The organism is Loktanella sp. Alg231-35 (genome assembly GCF_900143545.1).
Lineage (GTDB): Bacteria > Pseudomonadota > Alphaproteobacteria > Rhodobacterales > Rhodobacteraceae > Yoonia.
Genome location: NZ_FREV01000009.1, coordinates 68,173 through 92,416, shown reverse-complemented (window position 1 = coordinate 92,416; position 24,244 = coordinate 68,173). Strand labels below are relative to the sequence as shown.

The 24,244-nt window shown below is 55.0% G+C and carries 24 protein-coding genes; 9 read left to right on the top strand and 15 right to left on the bottom strand.

Annotated features, from left to right (window positions below):
* Positions 1-211: 211 nt before the first annotated feature.
* The 4 genes from DHN10_RS18295 to DHN10_RS18280 form a co-directional block, all read right to left on the bottom strand.
* Entirely contained in the window at positions 212-757 is a 546-nt protein-coding gene (locus tag DHN10_RS18295; RefSeq protein ID WP_108816794.1) for a cytochrome P460 family protein, read from the bottom strand.
* Positions 758-1,218: 461 nt separating this feature from the next.
* Positions 1,219-1,896, bottom strand: coding sequence for a GntR family transcriptional regulator (locus DHN10_RS18290; RefSeq protein WP_108816793.1), 678 nt, complete (start codon positions 1,894-1,896; stop codon positions 1,219-1,221).
* Positions 1,893-2,924 carry a Gfo/Idh/MocA family protein gene (locus tag DHN10_RS18285; RefSeq protein WP_108816792.1) on the bottom strand — a complete coding sequence of 344 codons (1,032 nt, stop codon included), beginning with the start codon at positions 2,922-2,924 and terminating at the stop codon, positions 1,893-1,895. The genes DHN10_RS18290 and DHN10_RS18285 overlap by 4 nt, the downstream gene beginning before the upstream one ends.
* Complete coding sequence (locus DHN10_RS18280; protein WP_108816822.1) at positions 2,921-4,012, bottom strand: isocitrate/isopropylmalate dehydrogenase family protein; 1,092 nt, start codon at positions 4,010-4,012, stop codon at positions 2,921-2,923. The genes DHN10_RS18285 and DHN10_RS18280 overlap by 4 nt, the downstream gene beginning before the upstream one ends.
* Before the next feature lie 131 nt (positions 4,013-4,143).
* On the opposite strand from DHN10_RS18280, the gene DHN10_RS18275 reads away from it, so the two are divergent.
* The 7 genes from DHN10_RS18275 to otnC all read left to right on the top strand — a co-directional run bounded on the left by DHN10_RS18275 (position 4,144) and on the right by otnC (position 10,437).
* Complete coding sequence (locus DHN10_RS18275; protein ID WP_108816821.1) at positions 4,144-5,151, top strand: Bug family tripartite tricarboxylate transporter substrate binding protein; 1,008 nt, start codon at positions 4,144-4,146, stop codon at positions 5,149-5,151.
* A 74-nt stretch (positions 5,152-5,225) separates the two neighbouring features.
* The gene (locus DHN10_RS18270) at positions 5,226-5,984 is read left to right on the top strand and encodes a hypothetical protein (protein WP_108816791.1); all 759 of its coding nucleotides are present in this window, start codon (positions 5,226-5,228) and stop codon (positions 5,982-5,984) included.
* A complete protein-coding gene (locus DHN10_RS18265; protein ID WP_108816820.1) occupies positions 5,984-7,495 on the top strand; it encodes a tripartite tricarboxylate transporter permease in 1,512 nt (503 codons plus the stop codon). Before DHN10_RS18270 ends, DHN10_RS18265 begins: the two co-directional genes overlap by 1 nt.
* Positions 7,495-7,785: a putative quinol monooxygenase gene (locus DHN10_RS18260; RefSeq protein WP_108816790.1), complete on the top strand. Its 291-nt coding sequence runs from the start codon at positions 7,495-7,497 to the stop codon at positions 7,783-7,785. The genes DHN10_RS18265 and DHN10_RS18260 overlap by 1 nt, the downstream gene beginning before the upstream one ends.
* Positions 7,782-8,579, top strand: coding sequence for an N-acyl homoserine lactonase family protein (locus DHN10_RS18255; protein ID WP_108816789.1), 798 nt, complete (start codon positions 7,782-7,784; stop codon positions 8,577-8,579). Before DHN10_RS18260 ends, DHN10_RS18255 begins: the two co-directional genes overlap by 4 nt.
* A complete protein-coding gene (gene otnK / locus DHN10_RS18250) occupies positions 8,576-9,796 on the top strand; it encodes a 3-oxo-tetronate kinase (RefSeq protein WP_108816788.1) in 1,221 nt (406 codons plus the stop codon). The genes DHN10_RS18255 and otnK overlap by 4 nt, the downstream gene beginning before the upstream one ends.
* Positions 9,793-10,437 (top strand): 3-oxo-tetronate 4-phosphate decarboxylase, encoded by a 645-nt coding sequence (gene otnC / locus DHN10_RS18245; RefSeq protein WP_108816787.1) that lies wholly within the window; start codon positions 9,793-9,795, stop codon positions 10,435-10,437. The genes otnK and otnC overlap by 4 nt, the downstream gene beginning before the upstream one ends.
* A gap of 957 nt (positions 10,438-11,394) precedes the next feature.
* Here otnC and DHN10_RS18235 read toward each other — a convergent pair.
* A complete protein-coding gene (locus DHN10_RS18235) occupies positions 11,395-12,330 on the bottom strand; it encodes a LysR family transcriptional regulator (RefSeq protein ID WP_108816785.1) in 936 nt (311 codons plus the stop codon).
* A gap of 127 nt (positions 12,331-12,457) precedes the next feature.
* On the opposite strand from DHN10_RS18235, the gene DHN10_RS18230 reads away from it, so the two are divergent.
* Positions 12,458-14,137 (top strand): BCCT family transporter, encoded by a 1,680-nt coding sequence (locus DHN10_RS18230; protein WP_108816784.1) that lies wholly within the window; start codon positions 12,458-12,460, stop codon positions 14,135-14,137.
* 470 nt (positions 14,138-14,607) lie between these two features.
* Here the strand turns inward: DHN10_RS18230 and DHN10_RS18225 are convergent, their stop codons facing one another.
* Genes DHN10_RS18225 through DHN10_RS18185 form a run of 9 tightly spaced genes read right to left on the bottom strand, consistent with a single transcriptional unit; the run spans position 14,608 to position 22,155 of the window.
* A complete protein-coding gene (locus tag DHN10_RS18225) occupies positions 14,608-14,865 on the bottom strand; it encodes a hypothetical protein (protein WP_108816783.1) in 258 nt (85 codons plus the stop codon).
* Positions 14,866-14,869: 4 nt separating this feature from the next.
* A complete protein-coding gene (locus DHN10_RS18220) occupies positions 14,870-15,535 on the bottom strand; it encodes a fumarate hydratase C-terminal domain-containing protein (protein WP_108816782.1) in 666 nt (221 codons plus the stop codon).
* Positions 15,532-16,488 carry a fumarate hydratase gene (locus DHN10_RS18215; RefSeq protein WP_108816781.1) on the bottom strand — a complete coding sequence of 319 codons (957 nt, stop codon included), beginning with the start codon at positions 16,486-16,488 and terminating at the stop codon, positions 15,532-15,534. Before DHN10_RS18215 ends, DHN10_RS18220 begins: the two co-directional genes overlap by 4 nt.
* Positions 16,485-18,242, bottom strand: a complete 1,758-nt coding sequence (locus tag DHN10_RS18210; protein WP_108816780.1) for an L-aspartate oxidase — start codon at positions 18,240-18,242, stop codon at positions 16,485-16,487. Before DHN10_RS18210 ends, DHN10_RS18215 begins: the two co-directional genes overlap by 4 nt.
* A gap of 1 nt (position 18,243) precedes the next feature.
* Entirely contained in the window at positions 18,244-18,597 is a 354-nt protein-coding gene (sdhC, locus tag DHN10_RS18205) for a succinate dehydrogenase, cytochrome b556 subunit (RefSeq protein WP_108816779.1), read from the bottom strand.
* On the bottom strand, positions 18,594-18,926 hold the full coding sequence (locus DHN10_RS18200; protein ID WP_108816778.1) for a succinate dehydrogenase: 333 nt from the start codon (positions 18,924-18,926) through the stop codon (positions 18,594-18,596). Before DHN10_RS18200 ends, sdhC begins: the two co-directional genes overlap by 4 nt.
* Position 18,927: 1 nt before the next feature.
* The gene (locus DHN10_RS18195; protein WP_108816777.1) at positions 18,928-19,641 is read right to left on the bottom strand and encodes a succinate dehydrogenase/fumarate reductase iron-sulfur subunit; all 714 of its coding nucleotides are present in this window, start codon (positions 19,639-19,641) and stop codon (positions 18,928-18,930) included.
* On the bottom strand, positions 19,638-20,672 hold the full coding sequence (locus tag DHN10_RS18190) for a zinc-binding dehydrogenase (RefSeq protein WP_108816776.1): 1,035 nt from the start codon (positions 20,670-20,672) through the stop codon (positions 19,638-19,640). Before DHN10_RS18190 ends, DHN10_RS18195 begins: the two co-directional genes overlap by 4 nt.
* Before the next feature lie 28 nt (positions 20,673-20,700).
* A complete protein-coding gene (locus tag DHN10_RS18185) occupies positions 20,701-22,155 on the bottom strand; it encodes an NAD-dependent succinate-semialdehyde dehydrogenase (protein WP_199910721.1) in 1,455 nt (484 codons plus the stop codon).
* 242 nt (positions 22,156-22,397) lie between these two features.
* On the opposite strand from DHN10_RS18185, the gene DHN10_RS18180 reads away from it, so the two are divergent.
* Positions 22,398-23,282: a LysR family transcriptional regulator gene (locus DHN10_RS18180; protein WP_108816775.1), complete on the top strand. Its 885-nt coding sequence runs from the start codon at positions 22,398-22,400 to the stop codon at positions 23,280-23,282.
* A 269-nt stretch (positions 23,283-23,551) separates the two neighbouring features.
* Here the strand turns inward: DHN10_RS18180 and DHN10_RS18175 are convergent, their stop codons facing one another.
* Positions 23,552-24,244 (bottom strand): helix-turn-helix transcriptional regulator, encoded by a 693-nt coding sequence (locus DHN10_RS18175; protein WP_108816774.1) that lies wholly within the window; start codon positions 24,242-24,244, stop codon positions 23,552-23,554.

Sequence of the window (24,244 nt, the reverse complement as noted above, 5' to 3'; positions counted from 1 at the left end):
TAGAAATCTCAGGCAGATCAATACCATGCTGCAAGGGTTGATGCCGCCAACTTAGGACGCTGATAAAGAACCATTCAGGCTCTCGTGGTGTATCGAGCAACCGGACCGGGGTTCTCGAGGCCAGCGCCAATGACCCTGCGCTGATGATCGTTGCGAGAGGGCATTGGGAAGATATGGCGAACCTTGGTTGAATGAGGGTCAGCCGCCCTCTTTAATTCACCGTCAAACGCGCATCTGTAGTGAAAATGTAGTCGTCTCCACTTGCGTTCTGGTGGCAAGCAATGCACCCGGCGTCAGCGTCTTTGCCGACAAGTCCCGCCAACGATACGCCATTCGGATTTACGTCCAATGAGCCTTCGGGAAGATATTTGGCATAAAACCAGTTCTGCGTTGCATCATCATATCCAGCTTCGCGCTCGAACATAATTGTAATTGCGCTTAGATGGCCCTTGGGATCTGCAATCACTTCATCTTCGGAAACATCTAGTGGGCCATAGTTCCGTTTCACAACCAGCGCACCAGTGTGGCCATTGATGGTTGCTTGCGTGTAGAACGTTTCAAGCAGAAACCCATGGGGGTCGGTTCCTGGGTATGGGTAAGAAATCACTAGCCCGTCACCGGCCAAGTCGCTCTCCAACATGCTGTCCCAAATCGCTAAAGCATAGGCTTCATCATCATCCGAACCAAACATCATAGTATCTTGCGCAAACACAGATGAAGCCACTACCACCCCTGCCACGAAAACGAACTTTTTCATCACGATTCTCCCCCGGTTTTTGCGCCGCAACATGCGCGCGTCAGTAGGGAGGTTAGCGGGAACCCATTCACTCAGAGTTCAGGATTCATCACATACCGGTGATATGAGAAGAGCTGTTGGGAATTTCACGGCTGCCCGCACCAAGTTGCGGGTTCTATCTCGGTCGCAGAGGATGACCGCGTTGAGCCCAACTTGACCGATGCTGCAGTAAAGACAAAGGGCGGCTTTGTTGCATTTGCCTATTGCGCTGGGTTGGTTTGGCCGAAGTCTCCACAGTCTGATAGGCAACAAAAGTCACCTTATGTTCGGGGAAGCAGACCAAATCCATGTGTACCGTCTTAGCAAACGGTCGTGCCTGACCAATCCCTAAAACGACACTATGGCAGACGCCTTCGCGAAGATGGCCGGGACAAAGGAAAAGTTGGGTGAGACGTTTGAATGACTTGTTTTGAGAACTAGGCTTAGAGAAACCGTAAACGGTGCTTTTTCAGCAACTCAACGATAATCCTTTTGGCATGCAATCGGTGTTCACGGTGTGTATCGCGGGCGACTTGTGATTCCCCGTCTTTAATGGCTTCGTATACCTTGCGATGATCTTCGTTAGATTTCGTCGGTAGTGGGCGCATGAAGAGTGTCGTCATACGTGCGCGCCGCACTTGGTCACTCATCATATGAACAATTGAATTTACCCGGCTGTTGCCGCCAAGCCGAACAAGTTCAGTGTGAAACCGGTCATCTGCATCCGCCCACGCGTCCAAGTCGCTATTCGCAATGGCCACATCCATGTCGTCAATTGCGGTCGAAAGAAACCGTAAGTCTTCTTCTTTGTGCGACGCCCTTGCCGCGCACTCTGCCGCGAGGCTTTCGAGTTCGGTCAAGACATCGTAGATTTCTTCCATATCCTCAGGTGACAACGGCACGACCCGAATGCCTTTGCGCGGGCGCAATTCCAACAGACCCTGACCTTCGAGCATCAAAACCGCCTCGCGGACGGGGGTGCGTGACATGCTCAACTGTTCGGCGAGTTCAGATTCCAAATGGTCGGACCCCGGCGCGAGCTCGCCTGCAAAGATCTTTTCGCGAAGCTCAAGCAAGGCACGCTGCGAGCTGCTCATCTGCTTGCGAAGAACTTTGTTCATATGGTGTCCAACTCGATTTTGCGGCCAGCCTCAGACGAGGCGTAAACCGCGGTCTCAATTTCGACGACTTCCAAATAGTCGCGGGCCGTGTTTTCCAGCGCCGTACCGTGCAATATGCCTGACACAACATGGCTTTGCAAAGCATGGACGCAATCACCGCCAAAACTGTCCCATGTGTCTGCATGCAACAGCGCGGTTTGTGTTTGCGTATGGAATTTTCGCAACCAGACGGACCCGTCGCCGGATAGGCTGATAGTGCCTTGCGTGCCTTCAACCAAGGCCTCGCCCATGGTGCGGCGCAGGTTGTCGGCAGCGTGATCAAGGGTGCGATTACCATCGAACAGCGCGCGCACACCGTTAGGGTGGTCCAACAGGATGTAGCCCGCGTCTTCGCCGGCAATCACCGGGTTTTCACGGCGCAGGTCTGCATAGACCGACAACGGATTGCCAAGCAGATAGCGGAACGTGTCGACCCAATGCACAGCCGTTTCATGCACCAAGAAACGCGGCATATCCTGAAAATAGGGCTGACGGTCTAGATAGGCTTCCGCACCTTGGCCGTCGCCGGGGCGCAGGCGGAAGGTGATTTGACGAAGATCGCCCACTGCTCCTTTATCAATCGCCGCTTTGATCGCGCGATACCAAGGCTGAAAGCGGAAATTTTCGTGTACAATGATCGTAGCACCTGCGGCATCGGCCTCTGCGGTAATGGCCTGGCCTTCGGCGAGATCTACGCAAAACGGTTTTTGACAAATGATCCATTTGATCCCCGCCGCCAGCGCGGTGCGGATGGTTTCGGCGTGCGCTACGGGAGGCAGGATCACGTCCAACAGGTCAGGTGTTTGTTCGACCAGCATAGTAGACAGATCGCTATAGGCGGTCAGGCCAGTGTCTTTTGCCTTGGCGATGTCGCGATTGCAGGACCCCACAATGGTAACATCATCCATCCGCGCCCAGCTGCCGTAATGGAACTGGCTGAAATAGCCGGCACCAACGCAGGCCACGCGCAGGCTTGGCGCGTCGTTCATGACACAAACAGCGCGTCGAGCACGGCACCCGCAGCCTTGTCTGTTCCTGCCGTACCGCCCAGATCACGGGTCAAGTACGTGCCACTGGCAACCACATCCTCAACCGTTTCGCGCAAGCGTTTGCCATCTGCCCGTATCGCCGCGTTGTCGTGTTTGATGCCAAGCCAATCCAACATCATCGCTGCCGACAGAATCATTGCAAATGGGTTCGCAAGGTCTTGACCCGCAATGTCGGGGGCCGATCCGTGGCACGGTTGGAATACCGCATGATCCAGTCCGATGTCTGCGGATGGAGCAAGGCCAAGGCCGCCCATCAGGCCCGCCCCAAGGTCGGAAAGGATATCGCCAAACATATTCTCCGTGACCATAACATCAAAATCCCACGGTTTTTGAACCATCCAAAGGGCGGTCGCATCAACATAGGCGTGATCGGACGTGAGGTCCGGGTGCTTGGCGGCTTCGGCGTCAAACAGCTCTCGGAAGAAGGCGAAGGCGCGGAACACGTTGGCTTTGTCCACACAGGTAACTTTGCCCGGTCCACGGCCAGCTTGCTTGCGCGTCTGCGCCAGATCAAAAGCAAAGCGGAACAGTTTTTCGGAGATATCACGCGTGATCAGCAGAGTCTCGCGGGCTTCGTTGTCGGTCACCGCGCCGCGGCCTTGGGAATGAAACAACCCTTCGGTGCTTTCGCGGATCAACACAAAATCAATCTCTTTGCCAGCCGGCAGGTTCAGTGGCGTGCGCTGGCCCTTGCGCACGGTCACAGGCCGCACACCGGCAAACAACGTCAACGCCTTGCGCAGGTCAATCTGTGGAGAGATTTCGGTGCCATCGGTGTAGCGCACGTCGGGCAAACCCATCGCCGAAAGCAGGATCGCATCGGCGTTGCGGGCGGTGTCCATGGACGCATCAGGCAGCGATTCGCCCGTTTTGGCGTAGTGGGCGGCGCCAGCTGGGGCATCTTGAAAGATCAGATCATAGCCAGATGAAGCATCCGCCATTTGGGTCAGGATTTTGACCGTCGGCCCCATAATTCCTGGGCCAATCCCATCCCCGTGAAAGACTGCGATGTTAAATTTCTTGGTCATGTGGCCCTCGTTGCATTCGGTTTTTTTACAGATTTTCGGGGAATTGAAACCGAAAAGTTGACAGTGCATCATTTAATGCATACGCAATGAAATGCAATAACAAACACCTTGCGTCTGGGAGGACCAACAAAATGAAGTTCAATCTTGTGAAACTGGCGGCTGCAGCCGCATTGGCGACAGGGCTGGGAACAGCTGCTACCGCACAGGACTACCCATTCCGTGACATCACGACGGCTGTTGTTTGGGGTGCCGGTGGCGGCACCGACAGCATCAACCGCATGATCATGGCGGAAATGGAGAAGCACCTTCCCGTGTCGATCAACGTTATCAATCAGACAGGCGGCGTCGCCGGTTCTAATGGTATGGTCTACGTTCAGAACCAGCCCGACGATGGCTACACGTTGGTTGGTCTGTCTGAATCCAACGTCACAGCTGCGGTTCAGGGCGGTTGGGACCAGCGTTTCGATTTCTGGTATCCGTTCATTGTTGGCGGCTCGCCTGACCTGATCTCGGTTCCAGCCGACAGCCCTTACACAACGCTGCAAGAACTGGTTGATGCAGCTCAAGCGGCACCTGGAACGATCCCTGCGGCGGCATCCGGTGCTGGGTCTATCCACCATCTGAATTTGCTCGCGATCCAGAACGGTGCGGACGCTGAATTCCTGTTCGTGCCTTACGGTGGGTCTGCCCCCGGCCAGGAGGCTGCGATTGCCGGCGAAGTTGCTCTGGTTGTCACATCTTTGGCTGAACAAGCGGCGCTGATCGAAGGAGGCCTACTGCGCCCACTCGCTATGCTGACAGAAGACAGTGCAGACATCGGTGGAGGCACAGTACCCTCCGCATTCGACATCTATGATGGTTTGGATGCGTACCTGCCACTGAAGCAAGCGATCGGTTTTGCGATCCACGATTCCGCCTCTGACGAAGTGAAAGCTGCCCTTGGTGCAGCATTCGAACAAGCCATCGCATCCGATGTGGTTGCCGAATGGGCCGCGGCCAACAACTACGATGTTGGCGGTCAGTATGGTGAAGAAGCTCAGGTAATTTTCACAACACTGGAAGCAAACTTTGCCTACACGCTGCAGGAGCTTGGCGCGACAACAGTCGATCCAATGAGCCTGGGCATCGAACGGCCATAAGCCGGCTGATTCAAAATTTCTCCAGGGCGCGGGGTTACCTCGCGTCCTTACGCGACCGCCAAGGGAAGACATCCATGCAACACGAAACCACGTCCGATGAGCTTGCGGTATTGCGCGCCCGCGATTTCTGGGGCGCGCTGGTTCTTATGGCGCTGTCGGTTTGTCTTTTGTGGCGCACGTTCGACATTCCGCTTTGGGGTGGAAACCGCGCAGGGGTGGCATCGGCGTCTTGGTATAATTCCGCCGCAATTGTGCCGCTCGGCATTTTCTCCGCGCTGTTGCTTTTGTCTTTTGTGCTGCTTTTCATCGCCATCAAGGCGGGTGGTGCGAAACGCGCATTCAGCGCCGTTGGGATCGGTTGGAACAGCACAGAGGCGCTGCGATTCACCACAATCGGTGTTATACTCTTTTGCTACGTCGCCGGATTGGTCCCACGGGTTGATTTCATCGCATGTAGCGGGCTTTTGGTCACGGCGTTAGTTTTCGGGTTTTACCAAGGCCGCGTTGAGCGGATGATTTTGGCCGCTTTCATTGTCGCGCTGGCTGGCGCTTACGCCTTTATCGCCCATCTGCCGCAGGCCGAGTGGGGCGTGCATGACGATGATGTGGTCACATTGGTGCTCTGGGCCGTGTTGACCGTCTGGGTGATGATCAATGCAAAGGGCGACCGTGTGCTGCGCCTTGTGCCTGTGCTCGCCGTGGTTGCCCCGTTGATTTTGGTCTGCGCGATGGCCTTCGGGTTTCGCCAGAATGTGCCCAACCGAGGCGGCATCATCTTTAGCCAAATCGAATACCACTACTACGTCACCCTTCGCCCGCTATGGAGGTCATGATGGATTTCGTTCTCACACAATTGTCCGGCTTTGGCAGCGCGTTTTACTCATTGGTTGCGGACCCACTCACCTATGCCTATTTGATCATATCCGTGTTCCTTGGTATCACCTTTGGCGCTTTGCCGGGGCTGACGGCGACGCTGGCCGTGACGATCCTGACAGGGTTCTTTGGTAACAAAATCCCGCTAGATTATTCGCTGATTGCGCTGCTTGGGGCCTATGTCGGAGCGATATATGGCGGGTCTTATCCGTCGATCTTGCTCAATATCCCCGGCACGGCGGCGTCTGCGGCCACGGCGATGGACGGCTACCCATTGGCCAAACAAGGACGCGGAGGTGAGGCATTGGGCCTGACCACCACAGCCAGCTTTATCGGCACGTTGATTGGCACCATTGCGTTGCTCGTCTTCGTCTGGGTGTTGCTGCTGCTGTCAAAGAACATCGCCAGCCCTGAAAAAGCCCTACTCGCACTGTTCGGCATCCTCCTGTCGGGCACGCTGATGAGCGAGGATCTGGTCGTCAAAGGCTGGATCGCGGGGCTAATTGGGTTGGCGATGGCCATGGTGGGCCTCGACCCGCTGCTGTCAGAGCCGCGCTACACGTTCGGGTGGTCCTATATGCTGTCAGGTTTTCAAGTGGTGCCCGTGTTGATGGGGGCCTTTGCGGTGCCCCAGATCATCGAGGGTATGCGTCACATGGAAGTCGGCAAAGTGGCCCAAGTGAAGGGCCGCATCGTCCCCAATTTCAATTCTGTGCGGCGCTATCTGCCTACGATTACCCGCTCAGGCGTCATTGGGACGGGCGTCGGCGCGCTGCCGGGTGTGGGAGAGGACGTGGCGGGCTGGGTCAGCTACGGCGTCGGCAAGACCGTCTCCAAAGAAGGCGATAAATTCGGCAAAGGCAGCGTTGAGGGATTGTTGTCATCCGAAACGGCCAACAACGCCTGCATTGGCGGTGCGTTGATCCCGCTGCTGGTGCTGGGCATCCCAGGGTCGCCCCCCGCCGCGGCGCTGATGGGGGCGTTCAAGATTAACAATATCATTCCGGGTCCCACAATCGACCCCGACATCATTTTGCGCGTGGTCGCGATCATGTTGCTGGCGTCGTGCACGATGTTCATCATGGGCTTGTTAACCGCCCGCGTGTTCATGAGAATCCTGCGTATACCGCCGGTCGTGTTCTTGCCCATCGTGATGGTGCTGACCACGATCGGATCATTCAGCGTAGGTGGTGGCATCAATGATCTGTACCTGATGCTGGGCGTGGGGTTTGTGGCCTATTTCATGAACCTGCTGAAATTCCCCATCGCGCCGCTTGTGATCGGGGTAATCCTTGGCGGGTTGTTTGATGAGACCTTCCGCCGGTCGCTGTTGATATCAGGCGGGGATATCCTTGTGTTCGCATCGCGCCCCGTGGCGAGCATCTTGCTGCTCTTGAACATTGCTCTCATCATGAGCCAGTTCCCTTTCGTCAAACGCGCGTCTAGCCGAGTGTTCAGAAAGGCCGCCTGATGTTTGCTGTTATTGTGACGTTCCAGATCAATCCGTCCGATTGGGCAGCGTTTATGCCAGCCATGCGGGCCAATGCAGCCACGTCTTTGGCAGATGAAGGTGGCTGTCATCGTTTTGATGTCTGCACCGATCCAGCGCACCCAAATGAGGTCTTCTTGTACGAACTATATACAGATCGCGCCGCGTTCGACGTCCATCTGGCCAGCGCCCATTTCAAGACCTTCGACGCGCTCGTCGCCCCGATGATCGCGTCGAAATCCGCAGCCACCTACGCGCAGGTCACATCATGATTGAATGGGAAGTCTACGCCGTTAAATATGCTGACCGAAACGAACGCACGCGCGCCGACAGCTTCATTTTCGATGATAAGCAAGATGCGCCCCACGCCATGGACTATTTCATGTGGCTGCTGCGGCACGGGGATGAGGTTATCCTTGTCGATACTGGCTATGACACGGACGAGGCACAGGCGCGGGGGCGACCCATCCGTCTTGATCCGCGCACAGCCCTCGCCCCCTTTGGCATCACGCCCGACGACATTACGAAGATCATCGTCACCCACCTGCATTATGATCACGCAGGCGGGCTGCACCTGTTTCCCAATGCCACGCTGCACATCCAAGCCGCCGAGATGGCCCATGCAACGGGGCCGTGCATGTGCCACGACACGCTGCGCATGCCCTTCACGGCGGATCATATCTGCGAAGCGGTCAAACGGCTCTATTCCGGCAAGGTTACGTTTTATGACGGTGAGGCGCAGGTGGCAGAGGGCATTACCGTGCATTACATTGGCGGGCACAGTCGCGGGCTGCAATGTGTGTGTGTGAATACCAAGGTGGGGCGCATTGTGCTGGCTTCGGACGCGGCGCATTTCTATGAGAACGTCTTTGCGCGCAAACCTTTCCCGATTGTTGTGGACCTTGAAAACATGATGGCAGGATTTGACACGCTGCGCCGCCTTGCGTCCAAACCCGAACTGATTGTTCCCGGTCATGACCCGCTGGTGCGAAGCTACTTTGTGGCCGACCTCGCCGATCATATTCACCGACTGGACGTCGGACCGATCAAGGATATTCCCACATGAAAATTGGTGTCATCGCGGATGATTTCACGGGTGCGTCCGACATCGCCCTGACACTAGCGGAGGCCGGCATGTCCGTGGCGCAGTTTATCGGAGTGCCGAGCAGCTCTGCGGATCTCGATTTGGGCGCAGGGGTTGTCGCGCTGAAATCGCGCACGGCCCCTGTGGACGACGCAGTCGCGCATTCGCTTGCGGCGTGTGATTGGTTACTAGCTGAAGGCGCCACGCAGATCGTTTTGAAGGTTTGTTCAACCTTTGACAGCACGGCGCGGGGCAATATCGGCCCGGTACTGGATGCATTGGTCGAAAAACTGGGAGCAGAGGCTGTGATCGTTTGCCCCGCGTTCCCGGAAAACGGGCGCAGCGTCTATATGGGGCATTTGTTCGTCGGCGGTAGATTGCTAAGCGAGAGCGGCATGGAAAATCACCCTCTGACGCCCATGACCGACCCCGATTTGCGCCGCGTTTTGGGCGCGCAAACGACGCGGGACATTGGCCATATTGATGCTATGACGGTATTGAACGGCGCAGACGCGATCCGCGCGGAATTGGCCGGGAACCGTCACCTAATCACCGATGCCATCAGCGACCGTGACCTGTTTGAGATTGGCAAGGCGGCGGATGGGGCCAAGTTACTGTGTGGCGGGTCGGGCATTGCGCAGGGCTTGCCTGCAAACTTTGGGATGGCGCCGAAAGTTCCAAGCTGGGCTGCCGTGAAGGGCCAAGGCGTCGTGTTTTCCGGATCATGCAGCCGCGCGACCCGTGAACAGGTGGCGCGGTTTGCCGCGATCGCGCCGAGTCGTCAGATTGACGCGGATCACGCTGTTGTGGACGGCTATGACCTGGATGAACTGGTGGATTGGGTGCTGGCGCAAGACGCGCCACCGCTGATCTATTCCTCTGCCGATCCTGAAACCGTACGCGCAACTCAAGACAAACACGGGACGAACCGCGCAGCGGAGGCGATTGAAGGACTGTTTGCCCGTCTTGCGCCCGCATTGGTCGCTAAGGGCGTGCAACGTGTCGTCGTGGCGGGCGGTGAAACATCGGGCGCAGTTGTTACGGGGCTGGACGCTGACATACTGACTATCGGTCCACGTGCAGCGGCGGGCGTGCCATTGGTCACATCAAACGGGACCGCACTGGCGCTGAAATCAGGCAACTTTGGTGGTCCTGACTTTTTTGCTGAAACACTTAACCTCATGGAAACCTCGGCATGAGTGAACACGCCAAATTACGCGAGGATATCTGCGTTCTCGCCAAATCCATGTTTGACCGCGGACTGACCTGCGGGTCGTCCGGCAATATTTCGGCTCGCCTTTCGGACGGAAGCGTTCTGGTCACGCCAACGGGCCGCGCAATGGGGTTTTTGGACCCAGCGCAGATCAGTCATCTTGATACGAACTTCCAATTGCTGTCGGGTGATCCGCCTACCAAAGAAACGCCGCTGCATTCTGCATTTTACGAAACACGAACGGGCACAGGCGCGGTGGTGCACCTGCATTCAACCCATTCTGTAGCTCTGTCCATGTTGCCCGAAACCGACCCCGACAACGTGTTGCCGCCGTTGACGCCCTATACGATCATGCGGGTCGGCAAGGTCAAACTGCTGCCGTTCTTTCTGCCCGGAGACCCCGCCATGGGGGACGCTGTGCGCGGGCTGGAGGGTAAACGCTCGGCGGTATTGTTGGCCAATCATGGCCCGGTTGTGGCGGGCAAAGACATTTGGGCGGCGGCCTTTGCAATGGAAGAACTGGAAGAAACGGCAAAGCTGGCGATGCTGACGCGAGGAATGAATGCGATCATGATGTTGGACGACCATGTCCAGCAAATCGTGCGCAAGTTTGACGTAGACTGGTAGGGTCAATCGGCAGCCGACCCAGAACATGAAGGGCAACCATTTCTGCACGAGAGGAATTGCCACGTCACAGTGTAGGTCGAATTCTCGCATGCGTTTGCTGGTTGAAGGTTTTGTTTAAGGCTTAATGCTACTGAAAGATTGAGCGTGGGGACGGCACAAGAAATTTGCTGCATGCGCCAAACTGCATTTTGTCGTCACGTTCGTACTTAAGTGCGTCATCATTCGGCAAGCGCATAAGGCTTTTCGTCGCATCAAAGAATGATGCTGTATGCTGGGCCTGATGCTGGCGTTCGCTCACGAAGCAGCCCAATCGTTCTTGTTAAGCATAACATACTGCATTTGATGAACATCGCGGAGCGCATACCTTTCGAAGGCCTTGGCGAACTACAATGTATGACTGCCCCCAAAGACGAACGATGTCAGTTGCCATGGCAGTCACGACAAACCCCAAAGAGGCACCTGGCGCAGTAGGAGTTAGGCGTTCCGCACCAATTGTCCTAAATCAGCCATTTGCGCAGTGGCAGCGAAACGGCGGTTTGTCCCGCAAAGCAGACCTCCGCTCTGTCAAAATACGGCGCAGTCAATCAACGACCGCATTGGGGAAAGCTGCAGCGCGGCGACGGACGGCACGACGAGTGCCCGGTTTGGGCCGTCCCTGCTGGGGTTGGCGAGCCCGCTCGGTGTTGACACTGCGACCGATCTAATCGTCGGTTCGAGTCCACGTTGACCGATGCTGCGCTTTGCACGAACGGCAACTTTTGTCAGCTCGTAGCCCAAATGCGCATTGGGGGAGCATGGCATGCTTTTACCGACAATACGTCCCTTAACTCTACGTTGGGTGAAGAACCAAGATGTGGGCTTTTCGATGGGAGGATTGCCTGCTTAACTTCACAAATGCACGTTGTTTTTCATTTGCTTAAGAAACCGCATTCGCAAGAATTCAAGTTGCACTGAACCTCATTCGAGGACCTTTGCACCATGTGATGCGGCAAGGCAGGCAACAAATTCCTGCGTTTTTCTATCCGGTGTTGGTTTCTTGCGAGTGACAGCCGCGAAAGTGGTAACGTAAGATGTTTCCGCCGACGAAATTGGGCGCATTTCACCATCGTGAACGAAGTTTGCAGCCACATGATCGGCTAAAAAACCAAGGTACCGCCCGGATTGAATGAGCAGGACCAATGCCTCTTCTTCTTCGACGCGGGCGGCACGAGCGATGCCAAGAGAATGCCCCGCCTTCAAATTGGGAGAATTGAATGCATAACCGGCGTACTTTTGTTCCTTTAGATTTATGTCAGTGCAGTTCAAGTCAGGCGATGCATCGAAAAGCACGTGACCTACGCCGCAATATAGAGTCATCCGTTCAGTGTAGAGGGTGGTGTATTTCAGCAGACTGGACTGCTTATGCATCGGCACGATAGCCACATCCATGGTTCCATCCGTGACGCGCGCTTCGAGGCTGCTGGGTGGAGCAAGTCCAATCTCAAGGGTGACCTGCGGTGCTATGTCATCGAATGCCTGAATAGCTCTGTCTATATGTGCATGTGGGTTGGTCGTTGACTGGTCAAACAAGCCAAGCCGCAGTGTGCCGGTCAAATTGGCATGAATGTTGTCGATGTCAGATTGAAACCCATCGATGGACATCAACAGTTTACGGGCGACGGCCAGGAACTTTTGGCCTTCAAGTGTAAGTGAGAATCCTGAAGGTCCGCGATTACACAGCTTGAGCCCAACCCGAGATTCCAAATCGGAGATGTGCTTAGAAATGGTCGAACGGCCAATATTCAGCTCCAGCTCCGACGCCGCGAACCCACCGCATTCCGTGACTATGATGAAAATGTTAACAAGCCGAATGTCGATGTTACTAATAGCTCGAATGAGTGCACGTTTGGCCATGTAAGGTTTCCAATTTTTGCAACCATATATCGGAACGTTTCCATTTCTCAAACCAAGAAGAACAAGTAGGCTCAGAAGTATGGAGACCGCACGGAGTGTGCAAGGTTGCCAGCTGGGAGAGAAACGAATGTCTATGAAACCTCCACTATCGGAGCTACCGATCAAGACCGCAGACAACGGCTTTTATCGAGGATTTAACGTGAACGTCACGGTGATCAGTAAGATCATTATCAGTCTACTTGTTGTTTGGTGCATTGTTTGGCCAACACAGGCGGGTACAGTTCTTGGAAATTGGAACACCGCAATTCTGGCTCAGTTTGCCGCTTGGTATATTTGGGTCGTGACTGCCTTTGTCATTGTCTGTATCGGCCTGGCGATTTGGCCAGCAGCCGGGCGACTAAATCTCGGAGCGGACGGCGAAACCCCTGAATTTTCCAATTTTTCGTGGTTTTCAATGATGTTCGGTGCGGGCATCGGCGTTGGGATGTTAACATGGGCTGTTGCAGAGCCCGTCGCGCATTTCCAAAACAACCCCTCCGTTATTCAAGGTGTGACGACAGCGTTAGACGTAGACAACGTGCGTACTGCCTATGTCTGGTCATATCTACATTGGGGACTTGGCGCTTGGGCGTGCTATGCCATCGCGGGCCTCGCACTTGCCTTCTTCAGCTACCGCAGAGGGCTACCGCTTACGATCCGCTCTTCACTCACACCGTTGTTTGGCAAAGCCTTGTCTGGAAACTTCGGTCATTTCATCGATATTGTGGCAGTTGTGGCGACTATTCTGGGTGTGGCGCAAACGCTTGGATTCGGTGTTGAGCAATTCGTAGCAGGACTAACTCGAATTGGGATCGGCGGTCTTGCATTGGAAGATGGCTCGGCAACATCTTTAGGAATTGTGGTTGCGTTGCTTGTCATCATGGGAGCCTCGACGTTGTCAGCGCTGTCTGGTGTTGGCAAAGGTATCAAATGGCTGTCCAACATCAACATGGTCTTGTCTATTGTGCTGCTAGGCTTTTTTATCCTGTTTGGTGCAACATTCTTTGGTGCTTCGGCGTTCTTCGTCGGCATCTGGGATTATCTGGTCGCACTGCCATGGCTAAGCTTTAACGTCTACAGTTCAGATGGTGTCGAAGGATCCGAGTCATTCCTGTTGACCCAGTGGCAAGGCTGGTGGCCGGTATTCTATTGGGCCTGGTGGATTGCATTCGCTCCTTTTGTAGGTCTGTTTCTTGCGCGGATTTCTCGCGGTCGTAGCATCCGAGAATTCGTACTCGGAGCGATGATCGTGCCATCTCTGATGTGCTTTGTTTGGTTCGCTTGGGCCGGCGGCACAGCAATTGATCTTGAACTCAACGGAGCAGCAAATGGAGTGATTTTGGATGCAGCCAATGGCGACAAGATATTTGCCATGACCGAGTTCATGCTGTCGCCGATCAGCCAAGTATTGTCTTGGGGGATGGCGGTCATGATTGTGGTCCTGCTCATGACATTCCTCGTGACATCCGCTGACTCGGCGGTTTTGATTGTGAATACAATCAACGCTGCCGGTGATGAGGGTCCGAAAGCGCGTCCACACATATTGTTCTGGGGTGCAGCACTTGCTCTTGTTGTCGGCGGTTTGTTGATCTCTGGAGGAACCGGGGCAATCCAAACTGCAATGGTGATCGGAGCATTGCCATTCTCCATTGTGATGGCATTGATGTGTGTCGCATTGATCAAAGCGATCTGGAATGACAGCCGCCGTGAAGCAGCGGGTGTCGCTACGACGATTGATCCAGCAACATCGCAGATGCCAGCGGAATAGTTCAAACACAAAGCTAACCTACGCCTCGGCCTTTGGTCGAGGCGTAGGTGTCTTCTCGCGCCGCTGAAAGGTGCGTAAAGAGCTCAATAGATTCGAGTGTGTGATTGCATTTTTGGCAAAATTTTCTGATCGGCCTGAGCTTCGATCATGCCCATAGCAGTCACTAGAGCGATCGCAGCGAATGGCAGTATTGTTCCGCAGACTGTGTGTTCGATCTCATCCAGATTTTGTGCATGCAGCGAATGACTGCAAAGCGGGCTGCGACGGCATCATCTTGACCAGCCGGTGAACGGCAGGTTTGGGCCGTCTGCTTCCGAGTTAAGAGCGCAGGTTGAGCAGATGCTGCGCTCGCACCGACGGCGGGTCTGAGCCGAATTCCCTATTTTTCTGCATCACTGCCAAAGTCCGGTTTCAGAGAGTGGAATTGGAAACTGGATAGCCGCGACTTCATCGCCGATGCGGAGTTACTTTTACAGAACATCCATCGACAGTGTTGCTAGCCATCTACTTGCGACATACGTCGTTTGTAATCCATAAGACTCAATAAAGCCTTCTTCGGCCAAAGCAATGAATTGCCCCGGCAGCATTGCTTTGCCGATGCCCAACTTATTACGCATGTTGTCCACTGCCATAGGTTTGTCTGACTTTACCAATTCTTCAATTATTAAGATTGGAAGGAGGCAGTCCCTCATCGATGGCACTTCTTCTTTGGTTTCATCCATTGGCATGGGGTCAGATCACCTCATCCGTGCGATCGTCGCTTTCTCCATAGCGTTTAAGGGTTGCAGGTATGGTCCCCTCATAGACCCGTTCGACATTCTCAGCGATTTTGGCGTTCTCGCGTTCAAACAAGCAGTCCCCATTCATGTCGGACGCAACGATGAACGGTCCCATTTTGTTGCATTTCAGAACCCACATGGCTTGTGCAACACCCAGCTCTTCGTTCCAGTGAACCGCCTCGACGCTTTCGACACCGCGTCCCAAAAGCGCGCCGGTCCCATAGCCGACGGTGGACAGATAAACCGCACCGTTGGGCACAAAGTAATCTTTGTAGTCTTTGGACGTCATGCCGCCCTTACCGACGATCAATTTGGCCCCCGTTTTGGCCATCCATTCAGGCAACCATTTGGCAAAACGGAACGACGCTGTGGCGGTCACCGCGCCCATATCAAACGATCCGTCAGGGTTGATCCGCGCTGCAGGTGAGCAATGAAAATTCGCCGCCGATTTGCTTGGCAATTCCATTGGAATATTAGCCTTATCCTCAAGCGCGCGCATGTAGACGCCTTCGCGAGCGGTATACATCAATCCGTCAAGGTAAACGATGTCACCGAGTCGTAAATCTGCAATCGCCTCATCGGTCGGAGTGGTGGACAGGCGGACCTCACGAATACTCATTCCGCTGCCTCCTGCGCTGCGGGCCAGTCGACCGTTTCGCGGCGCTGATAAGGTGTGAACCAGTCAGGATCAGTCCGATGTTCGACACGTCCGTCCGCATGAATCCGTGCCACGGCACGGCGCGATGACAAGCAAAAGGCGTGCACTGACATCGGCATCCCACCCGTGTGGCAATATCCGACCTCGATATTGCAATCGATCACCATATTCTTGCCGACAAACCCCATCGCGCCCATGCCGATGGAATTGCCGATTTCTTTGAACTCCGCCTCCATCTTGGCAACTTCAGGATCAGAGTTTTGTGATCCAACGATGCGCAGGGTCGAGGCACGTTTGCCAAGGCTCATGCAAATATCTTTTGAGCCACCCAGCCCGATCCCAATGATCGCTGGCTGGCACGCGAGACCGCGTTTTCCAAAAGCCATGAGACTATCGAGATAAAAACGCTTAATCCCCTGAACGCCGTCAGAAGGGAACAGCATGCGATAGTCAGAGCCGAACAGGCCGCCCTTGTGAACGGTGATCAAATCGATCCATTCGCCGCCAGGTTCGAATCCATATTCGATCTCAGGCGCGCCTATGCCTACGTTGTTGTTGTGATCTGTGCGCCACAGCGGGTGCACACGATTGGGCCTCAGGGGTACTCCGTTGGTGGCAGAGGCAGTCGCACGGCGCAGCGCCGCCTCCAGCGCAATCATCCCTCCCTCGACGCTGGCTTCATTGCCCATTTTCACAAACCAACGTGGCACGCCCGTGTCACCACACATCGCGCGGCGATCTTCTTTGGCAGCCTCGTAGTTCTCCAACATGGCTTTCAGAACAAAAGAAGCTAGATCGCCATCTTCTGTTTTTGCAGCCACTTGCAACCCGTCAAGATAATCCTGCGGGATTTCAATCGCAGCTTTGTCCATCAGCGTTTCGGCGGTGGATTGGATAAGGTTGATAGGGATCATTGAGTAGCCACCAGTGTTTCAGGTGCGTCGGCGGGCAGAACTGTCTCCCCCGGACGCACGATGCTAAATTCAACGGGTTCGCGAGTGACTGTGACGCCCTCGGACGTCTGTTGCGCCACGGTAAACTCGCTGTCTTCCATCGTACCTGGTTCTGGGAAGTCCTCGCGGAAATGCGCGCCGCGCGAGTTCTCTCGCGCGTTGCCCGCTTTCGCAATCACTTCGGATATGTCGCACAGCGATCGTAGGTTCAGCCAATCATGCCATGTTAGATTGAACGCAAGGGTGCCGTTATCGACGCCCACATCCATCAGCGCATCAGACACCTCGGCAATGCCAGTTAGCCCGCGTTTAATGCCCGCTTCTGTGCGCATCACGCCGACCTCTTCCCACATCAGATCTTGCAACTGTTTGCGCAATGGCAGCACCAGATTGGGCTTTCTCGACAGCGGATAAATCGCACGGTCGAACTCAGCCGCGAGTACCGCTTCATCAGGCTCGCGCAGGCTCATGCTAACAATATCGGCCCCCATCGTGTCCCCTGCAATTCCGCCATAAACAGTGGAATTGGCTACGCCGTTACCGCCCAATCGGTTGGAACCATGCGCGCCGCCTGCGTCTTCGCCGGCAACATAAAGCCCTTCCATGGCCGTGCGCGTATCCACATCAACCACAATACCGCCCATGAAGTAATGTGCTGTTGGGACAACCTCGACCTTACCCTCCGCCAGATCAAAGCCTGAGTCCGCACAACGATTGACCATTCCTTTGAACTTTTTGCGCACGAAGTCTGGGCCAAGATGGCTCATCGAGATGAACACGCCCTCTTGCTCGGGATTGTTGTTCTTGCGCATCTCCGCATCGATGCCGCGGCTGACCACATCGCGCGTGGCGCGTTCGCCCTTGCCATCGTAATCAAACATAAACCGCGCACCAGAATGGTTGATGAGTTGCCCGCCAGCACCGCGCAATCCTTCCTCCAATACAGTGCCCGTCATACGCGTATGATCCCCCGCAAGCAGACCTGTTGGATGGAATTGCACCATCTCCATATCGCGTAATTTCAGTCCCGCACGCAGTGCCATAGCAAGACCATCCATTGTCTTATCGCCGCTTGGGGTGTGATATTTGTACATGGTCGGGCCGCCACCCGTGGCCATCAGCACAGTCTTGGCGCGCACGAATTTGAAGCCACCCGTGCGCATATCGATCATCAAAACCCCTGCAAGCGCGGAGCCGTCTTTCGTCGGGATCAGACCCACTGCGCGATGTTCTTGCAGTTTCTCAACACCGCTCGCGAGGACCTTTTCCATTAAGCGATTGATGATTTCGATTCCTGTGAGATCACCTTTGTGAACTGTCCGATCCGCAGTTTGACCTGCGAACGCTTTTTGATGCAAAGAGCCATCGGAGTTGCGATCAAAGAAGCAACCGACCTCGTTTTCCAATTCACGAATGCGCACAACCGCTTGCTCGCACAGCCGCCATGCCATGTCCTGATTGGGCAACCACTTGCCGCCGTTAATGGTATCCATGAAGTGGCGCTCTACCGTGTCTCCACCGCCAAGGGCGACGTTGTAGCCGCCCTGCACCATTCGCGTGCAACCGCATTTGCCGATCAGCCCTTTGACAGCGATAGTGATCTTGGTGCCTTCCGGCGCGCTTTGCTGGGCATGAAGGGCCGCGAACAGACCTGCGCCGCCCGTGCCGAGGATCAAAATATCCGTGTCGTGCCGTTCAATGTCAGAGAGCTGCATATCAGATCGCTTTCAGGAAAAAGAGCATGGCGATGAGGAAAGAAATAGCCGCTGCACTTGCCGCGAGCGTTTTCTGCGAAGGGGTCCAAGGCAACCACTCCATCGCCATCAAACGCAAACCGCCAAACATGTGCACAGCCAGCAGGAAGACGAGACCGAATTCTGCGAGTTTCACAACGCCTGTTTCTGTCAGATGCAGGAAGCCGTCCAAACGCACAGGGTCTGTCATCGCGAGGGCGAGTACCCAAAAGTGCAACGGAAGGAACAGCGCCAAGACGATGCCGGAAAGGCGATGTAAGATATAAGCGAGCCACAAAGGGTGCGCACGTGATGTGATGCCAGCGGCTGCTCTCATGCGATGGTCACGGCCCAAACGGCGCGTGCTCCCAATGCAAAAAGGCCAAGTCCCGCGACCCACATGGAAACTTCCAACGCGCCTCCTTTGAGGCCGCCCCATTCATGCGCTATCGCACGAAGGCCAATTGCTCCGTGGATGGCTACCGCGATGACGAAGGTGCCATAAAAGATGAACCACAAAGCAGAACCCTGTATGCGACCCAAGATTTCAGCGGCTGAAAGCCCGCCTTGGATTGCGTAGATCATTACGGTTAAGTGCCCAAGCACCAAAGGTGCCATCAGTAGCGCAGTGATGCGTTGCAGCATGTATAGACGCAGGTTCAACATCTTAGCGGCCCCGCTTGAAATAGGATTTCGCGGTCCCGCGTTTTAGACCAGCAATCGCCGACATTGGGTCGAGATCGTTTGGGCAATAAGCGGCGCAAGACCCCATAGAATGACAGTTGTGACAACCGCCACTTCCCGACACAGCCTCCAAAATCGCGTTACGCCCTTCGTCCTTGGCGTCATTGAGTAAAGTCCAAGCACGTTGCAACGCGGCAGGCCCAAGGTAGTCAGCATTGCCCGCGACAGTATCGCACGCGGCGTAGCAAACAGAGCAATTGATGCACTCGATCCCGGCATTCGCCTCGACCCGATCCGAGCTATCCTCATCAACGGGGGCAATCGGATCATCTCGGGTCAACGCGCCATGATGCACGCCTTCGGCTGCAACCCATTTGTCAAAGAATGGATCCATGTCGACCGCCAAATCTTTGATCACGGGCAAGTTGCGCAATGGACCGATGGTGACTTCGTTCCCGTCGAGCACCTTGTTGATATGCGTGCGGCAGGTCCAACGTGGCACACCGTTCACCATCATTGCACAAGAACCGCACATGCCGACGCGACACGCAAAACGATAACTCAACGTCGGGTCTGCGTTCTGCTGAACCCAAGATACCACATCGAGCACAGTTTGGCTTTCAAAGGCGGGCACCTCAAAGACATCCTGCGCATCCGAGCTGCGCTCTATTGTGACTTTCAGCACGCTACTCGTCATTTGGAGAAGTCCGTGATTACCGCTGTTCCGGGCCGTGTTGGGCCCTTCATCGCGCGCAATTCCGCGCTTGCACCAGACAGTGACACTTCGCGATCAAGCATTGGGGTAAGGTCCACGGCACCGCGTTCAATCATGCTGAGCAAAGACGGGTATTTCCAGGACGGCATTCCGCGCGTGCCAAAGAAAGCCAATTGTTTGGAATAGATCGCGCGCATGTTGACTTCCATGCGACCATCACCTGCCGGCATTCCGACATGCACATGGCGACCTAGTGTCGCGAGGCATTCTACAGAGGCGTTGGTGGTCTGTGCGATGCCCAGCGCCTCTAAGGAAACCTGCGCACCGCCACCTGTGATATCGATGATCGCTGCGGGCACGTCTTGCGTCGACGCGTTCACTGCGGCGTCCGCGCCTAGGCTAAGAGCATGATCCAGCTTTTCCTGCACCACATCAACCACGACAACTTGAGCGCCGAGCATCTTTGCCAAAAGCAGGGCAGACAAACCAATGCCGCCTGTGCCATGCACAGCGACCCATTCCCCCGCGCGCACGTTGGCGCGGTCGGTCAAAGCATGCCACGCTGTTGTGACACGGCATCCTAGACCAGCGGCAAGGGCGGGTGACATCGTTTCTGGTAAATAGACAAGGTTGTGATCAAATGGGACAGCGACGAATTCTGCATAAGCACCAGGCGCGCCGAAACCGGGAACGATCGCACTTTCGCAAGTGTTGGATGCGCCAACCTGACAAGCGGGGCAATCTCCACAGCCTAGAATAAATGGTGCGATAAGTTTGTCGCCAACTTTGTACTTCGCTTGCGCACCCGCTTCGACAACGGTTCCGCAGTATTCATGCCCAAGGATTGAACCATTGGCCACCTTGGTGTGGCCTCCTACCCAGCCATGAAAATCAGATCGGCACACACCGCAAGCCGCCACTTCCAGTACAACGCCGTTCTCTGGACAAGAGGGGTCCTGAACCGTTTCGATGGACAGGTCTTCGTTGAAATCTCTGACGATTGCTGCGCGCATCGTTTATTCCTTCGTTGCGTGAGGTGATCTAGCCGTCCAAGCCAGCGACGCACATGTATTTGACGGAGAGGTAGTCTTCCAAACCTTGACTGCCGCCTTCCTTGCCCATCCCACTTTCTTTGAGACCACCAAAGGGGGCTTCAACTGTGGTGATGAGTCCTGAGTTGATACCAATCAAGCCGTATTGCAGCCCCTCGTTCAGGCGGAACGTACGGCCAAGCGATTTGGTGTAGGCATAGGCCGCAAGACCAAATTCAGTGGCGTTCGCCGCTTCAATCGCCTCTTCTTCGGTTTCGAACTTAAACACCGCAGACAGCGGGCCGAAAATCTCTTCGGTGGCGAATTGCATGTCTGGCGACGCATCAGTAATGATTGTCGGCTCAAAGAACGTGCCGCCTTTTGCGTGGCGATTTCCACCAGTGATAACTTTGCCGCCTTTAGAGGTCGCGTCGGCGATCATTTCTTCGACTTTCTCAACGCCGGCCATGTCGATCATCGGCCCTTGTACAACGCCGTCTTGCGTCCCGTCACCAACGAGCATCGCTTCCGTCGCCTCCTTGAGGCGCGCCACAAAGGCGTCATGCACGCCCGCTTGCACATAAAAGCGATTGGTGCAGACACAGGTCTGACCCATGTTGCGATACTTGGCGATCATCGCGCCTTCGATAGCGGCATCAATATCAGCGTCATCAAAAACGATGAAGGGCGCGTTGCCGCCCAGCTCCATCGAGACTTTCTTGACCGTGTCAGCAGATTGACGGATCAGCACTTTGCCAACGTCAGTTGAACCCGTGAACGTAACTTTGCGCACGTCTGGGCTTGCCATAATCGCGCCTGCAATTTCACGGGCAGAGCCAGTCAAAATGTTCACGACACCGTCCGGAAAACCAACATCTTGGCACAATTTTCCCCAGGCAAGACCCGAAAAAGGCGTGGCCGTCGCTGGTTTCGCGACTACCGTGCAGCCGGCTGCGAGAGCGGGTGCAAGTTTTCGCGCCAACATTGAGGACGGGAAATTCCATGGGGTAATCGCGCCGACAACACCAACGGGATGGCGCGTAACCATCAATCGACGATCAGCTGTGGGCGCGGGAACAATCTCACCCTTGGCTCGCCGGACTTCTTCCGCAAACCAACGCACATAAGCAGCGCCGATAGCGATTTCTCCACGCGCTTCAGCCAAGGGCTTCCCTTGTTCAGCCGTTAGCAATTGCGCCAGCGGTTCCTGATTATCCATCAATGCGTCGTGCAACTTGTGCAAAAGATCTACACGGAACGACAGGTCGCTGCGGGACCAATCCGCGAATGCCAAAGTTGCAGCGGTAATCGCGCGGTTGGTTTCTGCGGCGCCACAGTTGGGCACATGGCCCAACTCGGTACCGGCCGCCGGGTTTGTGACTGCTATGGTTGCCCCTCTGTCCGCCCCGCCCCACTCACCGCCAATCAAGTTGGCTTGTAACAGCATGCCGCTAAAATCATTCATTCATGGCTCCCTTGAACGCGAAATAGATCCAAACTTCAGAACGCCTGAACATTACATTATTTCCGAGCCTTTTAGCATTAAGCAAGAATGCACATACACTCAAAAATTCTTAATACTAATGTACTTTTTCTTACATAAACCGTTGCGGGTTGTTACGAACCTAGCAAGCCGGTCCTGCTGCTAAACACCTTCATCAGCTTTGATCTTCGCGGCAATGGCCGCCTCGAAAAGAAAGATTGTTCATGACCATTCGTCGCCTTCGGACGCTCATCGCGATTGCGGACAAAAAAACCTTTAGTGCTGCGGCGGACGTCGTTCATGTGACACATGCCGCAATCAGCCAACAAATGCAGGCGCTGGAATCCGACTTGGATGTCGCTTTGTTCGATCGCAGCACCCGAACTCCGGAGTTGACCCCAGACGGTCACAAGGTCGTAATCAAGGCCCGCAAACTTGTTGAAGAGTACGACAATTTGGTTCCTATCGCATTGGGAGATGGTGGCTTAGCTCGCAACATCACCTTGGGCGCGATCCGTACAACGCTTACGGGTCTTACGCCAAAAGCAATGTCCATTCTAAAGTCGAAATTCCCGGAATTAGGGCTGCGTATTCGCCCCGGTCTAACAGGTGCCTTGTTCTTAGAAATTGAACGTGGGGTCTTAGACGCTGCAATAGTTATCAAACCAAACCTAGTGCCAAGTGGCCTTATCTTTCGAGAGCTAGCGAACGAGTCTTTGCAGTTGATCACTTCAATTGAAGAAGAAGAACAGGACCCTCTCAAACTTTTACGATCACGGCCCTTCATTAGGTATGACCGGAACACCGTCGTAGGGGCACTTATCGACAACTGGATTTCGTCAAAGCGCATTCAAGTTTCTGAAACGATGGAATTGGACAGCCCAGAGGCCATCGCATCAATGGTGCATGCCGGTCTGGGTGTCTCAATCGTGCCAAATCTTGCGATCAAGCCGATCGATTCCACCTCCGTCAAACGCATAGGTCTTGGAGCGGAAGCGCCTTTCCGGACACTGGGACTTGTGCATCGTCAGAACGAGGTCAAAAAAAGGGCTATCGATGAAGTATTCGAAGCGCTTTCCCAAGCCATCCAATCTTCTTCAGCCGATTGACGAAGTGCAACGTCTGGCCTGACGCTCCTTTCGAATGACTCTTGCTTCATTCGCAGGCGGACTAAGGCCGCCATTCCTTGACAGTGTTTTAACCGCGGCTTTGGTCCGTATAATCCTCGTCAAGTCGCATGAGCAGCCATTCGTCGACCGTGCGACAGTGTTCGCCTTGTCTGGGCTCATAGAGGGCCTTGACGCCTCCCGTGCGCCACCGACAGTGTCCAATGGCCGCAAAGAGCCCAAATTTCCAAGCGCTGCAAGAAGGATGAGTGTCAGCTTTGGGTGCGCCTGGCCGTTGCCTCTTCCCAACCTTTTAGCAATGCCACCCGGCGGCCTGGATACTTCTCTCCGAGAACTTTAAGTCCCTCAACCCGTTCTGTCTTGAAATGCCGATAGTCGTCTTTTGCCTCGCACCATCCGACCAGATATCGAGTGCGATCCAGAAACGCGATCAGCAGAGGCCAGACGATCCGGTCTGTCGTTTTGCCATCTCGGTCCGTGTAGCAAAGTTGCAAGCGATATCGTTCTCGAATGGCATGGCGCAGCAGGGCGCTGTCGAAACGTTCGGATACTCTAGCGTGCGTTTGAATGGGCTTTGTGCTGCCGTCCAGCACCACGGGGCGCAGTTCCTTCGGGATGGCCAAAGAGAGCTTTGATACGAGATCCCGCGCAGCCCTCGCCAGCGAGGGGTCTGCCTCGGAGGCCACCCATGCTGCACCAAGGGCCGCAGCCTCCAGTTCATCTGCGGTTAGCATCAGGGGCGGCATATCATATCCATCGTCAAGTACGTATCCGATCCCCGCTTCGCCCGTGATGGGAATGCGTTGAGCATGTAACTCCGCCATGTCGCGGTAAAGCGTACTAAGAGATATCTCCAGTTCATCTGCTAACTCCCGTCCCGTTATCGGCGACCGAATAGATCGCAGTATTTGGATAATCTGGAACAGACGTTCAGTGCGACGCAT